At 62.4% G+C, this 13,256-nt stretch carries 10 protein-coding genes and 1 riboswitch; of the genes, 8 read left to right on the plus strand and 2 right to left on the minus strand.

What is annotated here, in order from left to right:
• Positions 1-2: 2 nt before the first annotated feature.
• Positions 3-173: riboswitch (yybP-ykoY riboswitch) on the minus strand.
• Between the two features lie 103 nt (positions 174-276).
• Positions 277-2,127, plus strand: a complete 1,851-nt coding sequence (locus ACJRPG_RS24000; protein ID WP_408002635.1) for a M1 family metallopeptidase — start codon at positions 277-279, stop codon at positions 2,125-2,127.
• A gap of 16 nt (positions 2,128-2,143) precedes the next feature.
• Complete coding sequence (locus tag ACJRPG_RS24005) at positions 2,144-3,754, plus strand: serine hydrolase (RefSeq protein WP_408002636.1); 1,611 nt, start codon at positions 2,144-2,146, stop codon at positions 3,752-3,754.
• Positions 3,755-3,785: 31 nt separating this feature from the next.
• Here the strand turns inward: ACJRPG_RS24005 and ACJRPG_RS24010 are convergent, their stop codons facing one another.
• Both ACJRPG_RS24010 and ACJRPG_RS24015 read right to left on the minus strand, forming a co-directional pair.
• A complete protein-coding gene (locus ACJRPG_RS24010; RefSeq protein ID WP_408002637.1) occupies positions 3,786-3,917 on the minus strand; it encodes a hypothetical protein in 132 nt (43 codons plus the stop codon).
• Between the two features lie 707 nt (positions 3,918-4,624).
• Positions 4,625-5,422, minus strand: a complete 798-nt coding sequence (locus ACJRPG_RS24015; RefSeq protein WP_408002638.1) for a class I SAM-dependent methyltransferase — start codon at positions 5,420-5,422, stop codon at positions 4,625-4,627.
• Positions 5,423-5,649: 227 nt separating this feature from the next.
• Here ACJRPG_RS24015 and ACJRPG_RS24020 point away from each other — a divergent pair, with 227 nt between their 5' ends.
• Genes ACJRPG_RS24020 through ACJRPG_RS24045 form a run of 6 tightly spaced genes read left to right on the plus strand, consistent with a single transcriptional unit; the run spans position 5,650 to position 13,256 of the window.
• On the plus strand, positions 5,650-7,287 hold the full coding sequence (locus tag ACJRPG_RS24020; RefSeq protein WP_408002639.1) for a TldD/PmbA family protein: 1,638 nt from the start codon (positions 5,650-5,652) through the stop codon (positions 7,285-7,287).
• Positions 7,288-7,298: 11 nt separating this feature from the next.
• Entirely contained in the window at positions 7,299-8,636 is a 1,338-nt protein-coding gene (locus tag ACJRPG_RS24025; RefSeq protein ID WP_408002640.1) for a TldD/PmbA family protein, read from the plus strand.
• A 9-nt stretch (positions 8,637-8,645) separates the two neighbouring features.
• Complete coding sequence (locus ACJRPG_RS24030; RefSeq protein WP_408002641.1) at positions 8,646-10,283, plus strand: TldD/PmbA family protein; 1,638 nt, start codon at positions 8,646-8,648, stop codon at positions 10,281-10,283.
• An 11-nt stretch (positions 10,284-10,294) separates the two neighbouring features.
• Positions 10,295-11,632 carry a TldD/PmbA family protein gene (locus ACJRPG_RS24035; protein ID WP_408002642.1) on the plus strand — a complete coding sequence of 446 codons (1,338 nt, stop codon included), beginning with the start codon at positions 10,295-10,297 and terminating at the stop codon, positions 11,630-11,632.
• Positions 11,633-11,637: 5 nt separating this feature from the next.
• Positions 11,638-12,258, plus strand: a complete 621-nt coding sequence (locus ACJRPG_RS24040; protein ID WP_408002643.1) for a DUF4159 domain-containing protein — start codon at positions 11,638-11,640, stop codon at positions 12,256-12,258.
• On the plus strand, positions 12,255-13,256 hold the full coding sequence (locus tag ACJRPG_RS24045; RefSeq protein WP_408002644.1) for an AAA family ATPase: 1,002 nt from the start codon (positions 12,255-12,257) through the stop codon (positions 13,254-13,256). The genes ACJRPG_RS24040 and ACJRPG_RS24045 overlap by 4 nt, the downstream gene beginning before the upstream one ends.

The raw sequence follows: 13,256 nt of genomic DNA on the forward strand, positions 1-13,256 counted from the left end.
AAGGGCCGGATAGTTAACCGATGATCCATGGACGGCACCGGCCCTTTGCTGGCCGTCCAGGGATCATTGGTCTCGCCAGGCCATCAGGCCAGGTACGCCACGGCCTGCGGGCCGATTATGTTGACGTATCTACTTCCGGGGACGGAAGGCGGCTACTCCCCAAAGAACAGCGGCATGATAGCAGATACCGGCGCAGCTTGCCCAGCGGCCCGGCCACTATGCTATGCTGCACCGCCTGCCACGAGCAGGCATTTCCATGACTGAAAACGAGAGCCCATGCGAACAACCTTCACTTTGCGGCGCTTCGCCGCCACGCTGGCACTGGTGGGGATGGTATTCAGCGCCCACGCGCAGGATCCCCTGAGCTATGCCCGTTACGATCAGGTGCGTACCACGGACCTGCACCTCGACCTGAAGGCGGACTTCGCCCGCAAGACCCTGAGCGGCTACGCCGAACTGACCCTGAACTGGATCGACAAGTCGGCCCGTACCCTGGCGCTGGATACGCGCCAGCTCACCATCTCGCGCGTGCAGGTGCTGAAGGACGGCCGCTGGCAGCCTGCTTCCTATATGCTGGACAAATTCGATGCGAAGAAGGGCCAGGCCCTGCGCATCGCCATCGCAACCCAGCCTGAAAAAGTCCGTATCTATTACCGCACGGCGCCGACTGCGAGCGCGCTGCAGTGGATGACACCCGCGCAGACCTTGTCCGGCAAGCGCCCCTTCATGTTCAGCCAGTCGCAGGCGATCAACGCCCGTTCCTGGGCGCCTGTGCAGGATACGCCGGCCGTGCGCTTCACCTACAGCGCGCGCGTGAATGCGCCTTCCGGCATGCGCGTGGTGATGAGCGCCGAGAACGACCAGAATGGTCCGGGCAAGAATGGCTGGGCATTCAAAATGCCGCAGCCGATTCCTTCCTACCTGCTGGCGATTGCCATCGGCGAGATCGGCGTGCGCAACCTCGGCCCGCGTTCCGCCGTGTATGCTGAGCCGCAGCGCCTGGAAGCGGCCGCCTTCGAGCTGGCCGACACCGAGAAGATGATCAGCGCGGCGGAAGCCCTGTACGGCCCATACCGCTGGGGGCGTTACGACATGATCGTGCTGCCGCCGTCCTTCCCTATCGGCGGCATGGAGAATCCGCGCCTGACCTTCCTCACGCCGACCATGATCGCGGGCGACCGCAGCCTGAACGACCTGATCGCGCATGAACTGGCGCACTCCTGGTCCGGCAACCTGGTGACGAATGCGTCGTGGAAGCACTGGTGGCTGAACGAAGGGTTCACTACCTACGTTACCACCCGCATCATGGAGAGCCTGTACGGCATTGAGGTGGCGGACATGCACCTGCAGGTGGAGCAGGAAGAAGCGCTGGCTTCGCTGAAGGATATTCCAGCCGCCAAGCAGGCGCTTGTGCCGCGCGACCCGGACGTGAATCCGGATTCCTATACGGACGAAGGCCTGGCCTATCCGAAGGGCGCCTGGTTCCTGCGCACGCTGGAGCAGCGCGCGGGCCGCGAATCCTTCGACGTCTTCCTGCGCGCATGGTTCGACCAGCATGCCTTCCAGTCTGCGACCACCGAACAGTTCGTGGCCTTCCTGCGCGCCAACCTGCTGAACAAGCATCCGGACATCATGCCGGAAGCCGAACTGGATGAATGGCTGTACGGTCCCGGCATTCCTGCCATGGCAACGCGTGTCGTGTCCGCCCGCTTCGCTGCGGTGGATGCGCAGCGCGACGCATGGCTGAAAGGCGAGCTGCAGACGGCCGACCTGAGCGCGCGCAGCTGGATCGCCACGGAGTGGATGCACTTCCTGAACGACATCGACAAGAAGGCCAATGCGGCACAGCTGAAGGAGCTGGACGACACCTTCAGCCTGCGCAACAGCAAGAACAACGAAATCGCCTTCCGCTTCTACCTGGCCTCGGTGCATGCAGGCTACGACGTGCGCCAGCAGCTGGACGCCTTCCTCCTCAGCGTGGGGCGCCAGAAGTTCGTGGTGCCGCTGTACGCGGCGCTGCTGAAGAACCCGAAAGACGCCGCATGGGCGAAGTCGGTGTATGCCAAAGCGCGTCCGCGCTATCACCCGGAAACGCAGGGTTCCGTGGATAAGCTGATCAAGAAATAAAAGGAGACGACAAAACATGCTGTTGAAAAAACCTCTGGCCGCGCTGTTGCTGCTGGCCTTCGCTTCGATTGGCGCCCCGGCGCTGGCCGCACCGGATGCCGCGCCTGCCGGTTCCGCCATGACCGCGCCTGCATTCGACCTGGATGCGGACGTGAACCGTGTGCTCAAGACTTTCGATGTGCCGGGCATTGCCATCGCCATCGTCAAGGACGGCAAGGTCGTGGCCAGCAAAGGCTATGGCGTGCGCAAGCTGGGCGACCCGGCGCCGGTAACGGGCAAGACCCTGTTCGAGATTGCCTCCAACTCGAAAGGCTTTACGGCTGCGGGCTTGGCCATGCTGGTGGACGAGGGAAAGCTGAATTGGGATGATCCCGTCAACAAGCACCTGCCGGGCTTCCAGATGGCGGATGCCTATGTGACCAACTCCATGACCGTGCGCGACCTGCTGACGCACCGCAGCGGCCTTGGCCTCGGCGCGGGCGACCTGCTGTGGTGGCCCACCACCAGCTTCAGCACCGACGAAATCATCGACCGCCTGCGCCATGTGAAGCTGGCCACCAGCTTCCGCAACAGCTACGCCTATGACAACCTGCTTTACATCGTGGCGGGCAAGATCATCGCGCAGAAGGACGGCAAGACCTGGAACGAGGCGATGCGCGCCCGCATCCTCGACCCGCTGGGCATGAGCGCCACCACCACCAGCGTGGCGGACATGCTGAAGTCCCCGGATTACTCGGCGCCGCACAGCCGCATCAACGACAAGGTCTCGGTGGTGAAGCCGATGCCGGTGGCGAATGCTGTTGGCGCGGTCGGCATCAACACCAATGCCGAGGACATTGCGAAGTGGATGATCGCGCTGCTCGATGAAGGCAAGCTGGAAAACGGCAAGCGCCTGTTCAGCGACGTGCAGGCGCGCGAGCTGTGGACGGCGCAGACGCCGATGAAGATCGGCAATCCGAAAGGCGCACTGGCGGCGACGAAAGCCAATTTCAATGCCTATGGCCTGGGCTTCAACCTGCGCGACTACCGCGGCCGCAAGATGGTGTCGCATGGCGGCGCGCTGCAGGGCTTCTATTCGCGCGTGATCATGATCCCGGAGGAGAAGCTGGGCGTGGCCATCTTCACCAACGCCGAAAACAGCGGCTCGATGAGCGCCCTGCAGTGGCGTATCCTCGACCACTATATGGGCGCTGCGCCGACCGACTGGATCAAGGTGGTGTCGGACCAGGAGCAGGAGATGCACAAGAAGGAGCTGGAGAAGCAGGGCAAGGCCGTTGCGGCGCGTGCTGCCAAGTCCTCGCCGTCGCTGCCGCTCGCTTCCTATGAAGGCGAATACAACGACGCCTGGTACGGCAAGGTGACGATCACGCGCGAAGGCAAGAAGCAGATCATGACCTTCACCCGCACGCCCGACCTGGTGGGGGAGCTGGAGCACTTCCAGCACGACACCTTCATCGTGCGCTGGAAGGAGCGCAACTTCAATGCGGACGCCTACGTTACCTTCGCGCTGAACCCGGACGGCAGCATCGAGCGCATGAAGATGGCCCCCATCTCCGCCGAAACCGACTTCAGCTACGACTTCGCCGATCTCTCCTTCACCCCGGTGAAAGAGAAGAAAGCCAACTAAGTCTCCAGGGGCCGCATCTGCGGCCCTTTTCTCACCACCGCGTCACGGCAAGATAGATCGCGTAAATCAGCACGCAAATGCTATACACGCCGCCGACGGTTGCGATCGTGTCTCTTGCCGTGGGGCCGTCCTTGAAAAGCGATCTGATCCAGGCCTTGAGCATAGCGGACCTCCTTCACCTCGAATAGTGTACTACCGAATAGACTGCGCCCGCCGCCGCCCAAACAAGAAGTGATGCGACAAAGCAGCGGTAGTGTTTAATCCAAGCAAGCCCACTTTTGGGTGAATGTTTGGTGGGAAACATCGCGCCTCCTGCCGCAATGAGGCTGGACAACACTAGCAACACACTGATCGAGCCCCCGGTCCAATCGTTCGGCGAAGGGGGCCGCTGTGCCAGTTCGTACTGCGCAGAGGCGCATAGTCCGATTGCTATCCAGCATAGCTGCCCATCCTTGAAAGCGTTAAGCCAAGGTATCCGCGTGTGTCCCGGCAGGGGTAGCAGCCGAAAAAGTCAAGCTCGCGATCAGCGGCGCAAGGCAGGGAAGAAGGATTGTGATGGCGAACCAGCCCATAGGAGGCTCCTTGTACGGAACCTTATTCTGGCGGCAAGCGGTCAGGCCGCCACCGGTGAAATCAAAACCTGTAACAGTGAGTTTCAGAGAGAATGTTTCATGTGCAATTGCAGCATAATAGCGTCCGTTGGCAAAACCATACGGATTCACTGAATGAATGAGCTGTTCTTCTCGATTGCCGCTGTATGCGGTTCCCTCGTTGTCGGCGTGCTGGCTTTCGCAGCCTTCATGAGCCGCCTGCAAACGCAGAAATAAAAAAAGGCCGGGACATCCCGGCCTTGGCGTTTCTGCAGCCCGCTCAGGGCTTCACGAACTTCAGCGTCATGCGGTCGCTCTCGCCGATCGCGGCATATTTGGCGCGGTCCACATCCTTGTTCGTATAGGTCGGCGGCAGCGCCCACACGCCGCCCTTGTGGTCGGCCGTATCCTTCGCATTGGCGTTCACCTCGGAGCGCGCGGCCAGCTTGAAGCCCGCGCTTTCCGCCATCTTGATCACGTAAGCCTCGTGCACATAGCCCGAATCCGGCGCCGCAGGACGCGAAGCCGGCAGGCGGTGCTCGACAACACCGAACACGCCGCCCGGCTTCAGCGCGTCATACACGCTGGCGAACAGCTTCTTCATATTCGGCTCGCCCGTCTCCATCCAGTTGTGCACATTGCGGAAGGTGAGCACCATGTCTGCGCTGCCTTTCGGCGCATAGTTGTAAACGCCGTTGCCCGGTTCGAAAGCGCCCAGCTGTACTTTGGCCAGCACGGGATTGGCGGCCAGCTTCTGCTTGAAGCGCTCGCCCGACTTGCGCACGTTCGCGTCGGCCGAATCCGGCGTGCTGCCGGCTGCAATCAGCTTGCCGTGGTCCTTGAGGTAGGGGCCGAGAATTTCGGTATACCAGCCGCCGCCCGGCGCCAGCTCCACCACCGTCATGTTCGGCTTGATGCCGAAGAAGCTCAGCGTCTCGTAAGGGTGGCGATACATATCGCGCTTCACGTTGTCCGGGCTGCGCTGGGCGCCCGCAATTGCCGCCTTCAGCGCATCGTCGGCCATGGCCGCACCGCTAAAACCACAAACCATCAAAGCTGCTGCAAACAGTCGTTTCATGTGGGTCTCCATCATTGTTGGGTGAGAGTGCGCCGATGATGGTGCAAGTCCGGTTGCCGGTCAAGTGTCCGGGGCGGACAGCGGCGGACACTTTCCGGACAGACGGACAGCAGCCCGGACGCCCGGCGTCCAACAGCAAAAGGCTCCAACCCGGACCCAATCTGTGGCACATTTATTGCGTTAGTCGCAACGCTGCTCAGGAACTTACCCCCTCCCTGGAGATATTTATGGAACGACGCGCATTTCTCAATATTGGCGGACTGGCCCTCGGCGGCCTGCTGCTCCCTCCTTTCGGCCGCGCCATCGCCGCCGAGGAACTGCTCAAGCCCGCCGATGTGAAGTTCAAGAAGCTGCTGGCCGATACCGCGCTGGGCGCGGCCACCCAGGCCGGCGCCAGCTATGCCGACGTGCGCATCGGCCGCTACCTGAACCAGTTCATCGTCACGCGTGACCTGAACGTGGAAAACGTCACCAATACCGAATCCGCCGGGGTGGGGGTGCGCGTCATTGCGAACGGCGCCTACGGCTTTGCCGCCACCAACGACATGTCGCCGGACGGCGTGGCGGGCGCCGCGCGCCAGGCGGTGGCGATCGCCAAGGCCAACGCCAAGCTGCAGCCGGAACCGGTGCGCCTTGCACCAACACCGGGCGTGGGCGAAGTGGCATGGGCCACGCCGCACACCAAGGACTGGCGCGCGGTACCGATCAAGGACAAGGCCGAGATGCTGATCGCCGCCAACAAGGCCGGCATGGAAAGCGGCGCCTCCTTCATGCAGTCGCTGCTGTTCCAGGTCAACCAGCAGAAGTATTTCGCATCGACCGACGGTTCCTATATCGACCAGGACCTGCACCGCCTGTGGTGCCCCTTCGCCGCGACGGCTGTGGACAAGGCCTCCGGCAAATTCCGCACCCGTAACGGCCTGTCCACCCCGGTGGGCATGGGCTACGAATACTTCGACGCGCGCAAGGAAGACAAGGTGCAGGCGGCGGGCGGCGTCACCACCCTCTACCGCAAGTCCTACGACCTGATCGAAGACGCGCGCGCCGCGGGCAAGCAGGCCAAGGCCAAGCTGACGGCCAAATCCGTGGAGCCGGGCAAATACGACCTGGTGCTGAGCCCTGAACACATGTGGCTCACCATCCACGAATCCGTTGGCCACCCGACGGAGCTGGACCGCGTGCTGGGCTACGAGGCGAATTACGCCGGCACCAGCTTCGTCACGCTCGACAAGTGGGAGTCGAAGAAATTCAAGTACGGCTCGGACCTCGTCAACATCGTGGCGGACAAGACCGAACCGGGCTCGCTCGGCGCTGTGGGCTATGACGATGAAGGCGTGAAGTGCAAGCGCTGGGACATCATCAAGAACGGCGTGCTGGTGAACTACCAGGCCACGCGCGACCAGGCCCATATCATCGGCGAAAAAGAATCGCACGGCTGCTCCTACGCGGACAGCTGGAGCAGCGTGCAGTTCCAGCGCATGCCGAACGTCTCGCTCCAGGCGGGCAAGAAGAAGCTCACGCCGGATGAACTGGTGAAGGACGTGAAGAAGGGCATCTACATCGTGGGCGATGGCTCCTTCTCCATCGACCAGCAGCGCTACAACTTCCAGTTCGGCGGCCAGCTGTTCTACGAAATCAAGGACGGCAAGATCACGCGCCAGCTGGAAGACGTGGCCTACCAGGCCAACACCCAGGAGTTCTGGAATGCCTGCACCGCCACCTGCGATGAACGCGACTGGCGCATGGGCGGTTCCTTCTTCGACGGCAAGGGCCAGCCATCGCAGGTCAGCATCGTGTCGCACGGGTCGAGCACCACGCGCTTCAACGGCATCAACGTGATCAACACCGCCCGCAAGATCGGCTGAGAGGACGCACAATGAAAATTCTGACCCAGGACGAAGCAAAACGCATCACCGACAAAGTGCTCTCGCTCAGCAAGGCCGATGAATGCGTGGTAACGTTGAACGGCAGCCGCGTGGGCAATGTGCGCTACGCGCGCAATGCGGTATCGACCGCAGGGCTTGTGGAAGACACCCAGCTCACCGTATCGGTTGCCTTCGGCAAGAAGCAGGGCACCGCCAACATCAATGAATTCGACGACAAATCGCTGGAGAAGGTGGTGCGCCGCGCCGAAGACCTGGCCCGCCTGGCGCCGGAGAATCCGGAGTTCATGCCGACGCCGGAAAAGCAGGTGTTCCGCGCCACCAGCACCTTCAGCGAGAAAACGGCCGCCATCGACCCCGAATACCGTGCGCAGGTGGCGGCCTACAGCATCGAGCAAAGCCGCAAGAACAAGCTGGTGGCAGCAGGCTTCTTCACCGACCGCACTTCCTTCGAGACGGTGGCGAATTCGCGCGGCGTATTCGGCCACCAGCAGCAGACCGGCGTGGACTTCACTTGCACCGTGCGCACGGAAGATGGCCGGGGTTCGGGCTGGGTGCGCCGCGATGCGAACGATGTGGCCCGCTTCGACGCGCGCGCCGCATCCGACATCGCCATCGAGAAAGCGCTGCGCTCCGCCGACGCCAAGGCGCTGGAGCCGGGCCGCTACACCGTGATCCTGGAGCCCGCCGCATCGGCGGACCTGATGGCCTACATGTTCTCCGCCTTCGATGCCCGCAGCGCCGACGAGGGCCGCAGCTTCCTGGCCAAGAAGGGCGGCCAGAACCGCCTGGGCGACAAGCTGTTCGACGAGCAGGTCAATATCTGGGCCGATCCATGGGACAAGGATGTGCCGGTGCTGCCATGGGATTCCCAGAACCTGCTGGCGCGCGAGCGCATGGACCTGATCAAGAACGGCAAGGTTGCAAGCCTGGACTATTCCCAGTACTGGGCCAAGAAGATGGGCAAGCGCGCCATCGGCACGCCGGGCAACATCATCATGGCAGGCGGCAGCAAATCCACGGAGGAGCTGATTGCCGGCACCAAGAAAGGCGTGCTCGTTACCCGCACCTGGTATATCCGCATGGTCGATCCGCAGTCGGTGCTGCTGACCGGCCTCACGCGCGACGGCACCTTCTACATCGAGAACGGCAAGATCAAGCATCCGGTCAAGAACTTCCGCTTCAACGAAAGCCCTGTAACGATGCTGAACAATATCGATGAACTGGGCCGCGGCGAAATCCTGTCGGGCGACGAAAGCCCCTACCAGATGGTGATTCCGGCCATCCGCGTGAGGGACTTCAACTTCACCTCCCTGTCGGACGCAGTATAAGGAGCACGAGTGGAACGCCGTACCTTCCTCAAGGTGAGCGCCGCCGCCGGCGGCGCCCTGCTGATTCCTGTCTTCGGCGAAGCCATCGCCGAAGAACAGCTCCTCAATCCCATGGCCGTTGCGTTCAAGAAGTCGCTGGCGGATGCCGCGATGAACGCCGCCACCAAGGCCGGCGCCAGCTACTGCGACGTGCGCATCGGGCGCTACCTGAACCAGTTCATCACCACGCGCGACCTGAACGTGGAGAACATCGTCAACACCGAATCCAGCGGCGTAGGCGTGCGCGTGATCGCCGGCGGCGCCTACGGTTTCGTGGCGACCAACGTGATGACGCTGGACGCCGTGGCCGATGCAGCCCGCCAGGCCGTGGCAATCGCCAAAGCCAATGCGCGCCTGCAAACGGAACCGGTGCAGCTGGCGCCGGTGAAAGGCGTGGGCGAGGTGGCGTGGGCCACGCCGTTCACGCGTGACTGGCGCAGCGTGCCGGTAAAGGACAAGGCCGATATGCTGATCGCCGCGAACAAGGCCGGCATGGACAGCGGCGCATCCTTCATGCAGTCCATGCTGTTCCAGGTGAACCAGCAGAAGTACTTTGCTTCCACCGACGGTTCCTATATCGACCAGGACTTCCATCGCCTGTGGGCGCCGTTCACTGCCACCGCCGTGGATAAGGCAAGCGGCAAGTTCCGCACGCGCGACGGCCTGTCTTCTCCGGTCAGCATGGGCTACGAGTTCCTGGAACCGAAGGCGGCGCACAAGGTGCGCGCGGCCGGCGGCGTAACGACGCTGTACAACGGATCCTACGACCTGATTGAAGACGCGCGCGCCGCAGGCAAGCAAGCGAAGGAGAAGCTGAGCGCGAAATCGGTGGAGCCGGGCAAATATGACCTGGTGCTGAGTCCTGAGCACCTGTTCCTCACCATCCACGAATCCGTCGGCCATGCCACGGAACTGGACCGCGTGCTGGGCTACGAAGCCAACTACGCGGGCACCAGCTTCGCCACGCTGGATAAATGGCAGTCGAAGAACTTCCAGTACGGTTCGAAGATCGTCAACTTCACCGCCGACAAGAACGCCCCGGCGTCGCTGGGCTGCGTGGGCTATGACGACGAAGGCGTGCCCGCAAAGCGCTGGGACATCATCAAGGACGGCGTGCTCGTGAACTACCAGGCCACGCGCGACCAGGCCCATATCATCGGCGAGAAGGAATCGCATGGCTGTTCCTTTGCCGACAGCTGGAGCAGCGTGCAGTTCCAGCGCATGCCCAATGTGTCGCTGAAGGCCGGCGCGAAGAAACTCACGCCCGATGAGCTGGTGAAGGATGTGAAGAAGGGTATCTACATCCTCGGCCGTGGTTCCTACTCCATCGACCAGCAGCGCTACAACTTCCAGTTTGGCGGACAGCTGTTCTACGAGATCAAGGATGGCAAGATCACGCAGCCGCTGGGCGACGTGGCTTACCAGGCCAACACGCAGGAGTTCTGGAACGCCTGCACGGCCATGTGCGATGAGCGCGACTGGCGCATGGGCGGCTCCTTCTTCGACGGCAAGGGCCAGCCAAGCCAGGTCAGCGCGGTTTCGCACGGTTCCGCCACCACGCGCTTTAACGGCATCAACGTCATCAACACCGCCCGCAAGATCGACTAAGGAATCATCCGATGAAATTACTGAACCAGGAAGAAGCACAACGCATCGCGGGCAAGGTGATGTCGCTCTCGAAGGCGGATGAATGCCGCGTATCGATCAGCGGCAGCAAACGCGGGAATGTGCGCTACGCGCGCAACAGCGTGTCTACGGCAGGCCAGGTGCAGAACACGCAGCTTGCCGTCAGCGTCGCTTTCGGCAAGCGCCAGGGCACCGCCTCGGTCAACGAATTCGACGACAAGTCGCTGGAAAAGGCCGTGCGCCGCGCCGAGGAAGTGGCGCGCCTGGCGCCGGAAAATCCCGAGTTCCTGCCTGCGATCGGCAAACAGGATTTCAAGCCTTCAGCAACCTACAATCCCAACGCCAGCGCCTTTGATCCGGAATACCGGGCGGAAGTCGCCTTCCAGAGCATCGACGCTGCACGCAAGAAGAATCTTGTCGCTGCCGGCTTCTTCTCGGACAGCACCGGCTTTGAATGCATCGCAAATTCGAACGGCGTGTTCGGCTACCAGGAACTGGCCAGCCTGAATTTCACGGTCACGGCGCGTACGGAAGACGGCAGCGGGTCCGGCTGGGTAAGCCGCGCGGCCTACGATCCAAAGAAGTTCGATGCGCGTGCCGCATCCGAGATCGCCATTGAGAAGGCGCTGCGTTCGGTCGATGCGAAAGCGCTCGAACCCGGCCGCTATGCCGTGATCCTGGAGCCGTCCGCTTCCTCCGACCTGTTGAACTACATGTTCACCGCCTTCGATGCGCGCGCCGCGGATGAAGGCCGCAGCTTCCTCGCGAAGAAGGGCGGCGGCAACCGCGTGGGCGACAAGCTGTTCGATGAGCAGGTCAATGTATGGGCCGACCCCTGGGATCCGGATGCGCCGGTGCTGCCATGGGACCAGCAGTCCATGCTGGCGCGTGCGCGCACGGACCTGATCCGCAACGGCAAGGTGGCATCGCTGGAGTACAACCGCTACTGGGCGCAGAAGCAGGGCAAGGCTGCGACGGCGAGCCACGGCAATATCATCATGGCGGGCGGCAGCAAGTCCACCGAGGAGCTGGTTGCCAGCACCAAGAAGGGCATCCTCGTCACCCGTACCTGGTATATCCGCATGGTCGATCCGCAGTCGGTGCTGCTCACGGGCCTCACGCGCGACGGCACCTTCTATGTGGAGAACGGCCAGATCAAGTACCCGGTGAAGAATTTCCGCTTCAACGAAAGCCCGGTGGCGCTGCTGAACAACATCGATGAACTGGGCAAGCCGATGCTGATCGGCGAGGCGGATTCCCGCTTCCGCATGATGGTTCCGGCGATGAAGGTGCGCGAGTTCAACTTCACGTCCAAATCGGACGCGGTGTAAATCCGATGGCGGCATACGACTTCTACTTCACGCGCCTGACTTATGAGTCGGGCGACTGGGACGTGGATGTGCGTATGCCGAGCAATGTCCTGAATTCGCTGGTGGAGTACACCACACTGAAGGTGGACACCGTGGAGCGCATTGTTGCGCTGTCCGACCCGAAGATGCTGGAAGCGCCGTTCTGCTACCTGGCCGGCCACAAGCTGGTGCAGTTCACCGCCGCCGAGCGCAGGAACTTCGAGCGCTACGTGAAGGGCGGCGGCTTCGTGTTCGTGGACGACTGCAACCACGATATCGACGGCCTGTTCGCCAAATCCTTCGAAGCCGAGATGGCGAAGATTTTCGGCGCGAAGGCGCTGCACAAGATTCCCAACAACCATCCGGTGTATTCGAGCTTCTTCACTTTCGATGGCCCGCCGAATACCAGCGTGGAGCTGAACGGGTGGGGCGATGATCTCGTGCACGACTATCTGAAAGCAATCGAGATCGGCGGCCGGGTGCGCGTCCTGTACAGCAACAAGGACTACGGCTGCGAGTGGGACTACGATTTTCGCAACAAGCGATGGCTGGCGGTGGACAACACGCGCTTCGCCGTCAACATCATTCAATATGCGCTGGGAGCATGACGGTGTCTGAGAGCGGCTGGAACGAAACTGAAATCGCGGCGCTGACCGCCAGCGTGGACGCGCTGATGGACAGCATGGGCAAGGTCATCATCGGGCAGAAGGACGTGGTTGAGTCGCTGGTGATCTGCCTGCTGGCGGGCGGCCATGCGCTGGTGGAAGGCGTGCCGGGCCTGGGCAAGACGCTGCTGGTGAAATCGCTGGCGCAGGCCACCAGCATGCAGTTCCGCCGCGTGCAGTTCACGCCGGACCTGATGCCTTCCGATATCGTCGGCACCGAGATCCTCGAAGAAGATACGGCGACGCGCAAGCGCGAGTTCCGTTTCCAGGAAGGCCCCGTGTTCACCCAGGTGCTGCTGGCGGACGAAATCAACCGCGCTCCGCCGAAGACGCAATCCGCGCTGCTGGAAGCAATGCAGGAGCGCGCCGTCACCTTCGCGGGCCAGACGCATGCGCTGCCGAAGCCCTTCTTTGTGCTGGCCACGCAGAATCCGATCGAGCAGGCCGGCACCTACCCACTGCCCGAGGCGCAGCTCGACCGCTTCCTGCTGCGGATCGACGTGGGCTATCCGAGCGAGGACGAAGAGATAGCGATGGTCTCCGCGACCACGCACGCAGGCCTGAGCGACGCAGCTGCTGCGATGGATGTGGGCACGCTGCTGCGCCTGCAGGCCCTGGTGCGCGAAATCCAGATTGGCGACCACCTGCTGCGCTACGCAACACGCCTGGTGCGCGCCACGCGGCCCGCCGAAAGTACCGTATCCGCGGTGCAGAAGCACATCGGCTGGGGAGCGGGGCCGCGTGCCGGGCAGGCGCTGGTGCTGGCATCGAAGGCGCGCGCCCTGATGCACAAGCGCTTGGCGGTGACGCGTGAAGATATTGCAGCCATGCTGCTGCCGGTGCTGGCGCACCGCGTGCTGCGCAACTTCGAAGCCGAAGCGGACGGCGTCAGCATCGCCGACGTGCTGGCCGCACTGCGCGAGCAAATCCGTCCCGAATAA

Origin of the sequence: Pseudoduganella rhizocola, assembly GCF_045984285.3 — a bacterium.
GTDB lineage: Bacteria > Pseudomonadota > Gammaproteobacteria > Burkholderiales > Burkholderiaceae_D > Rugamonas.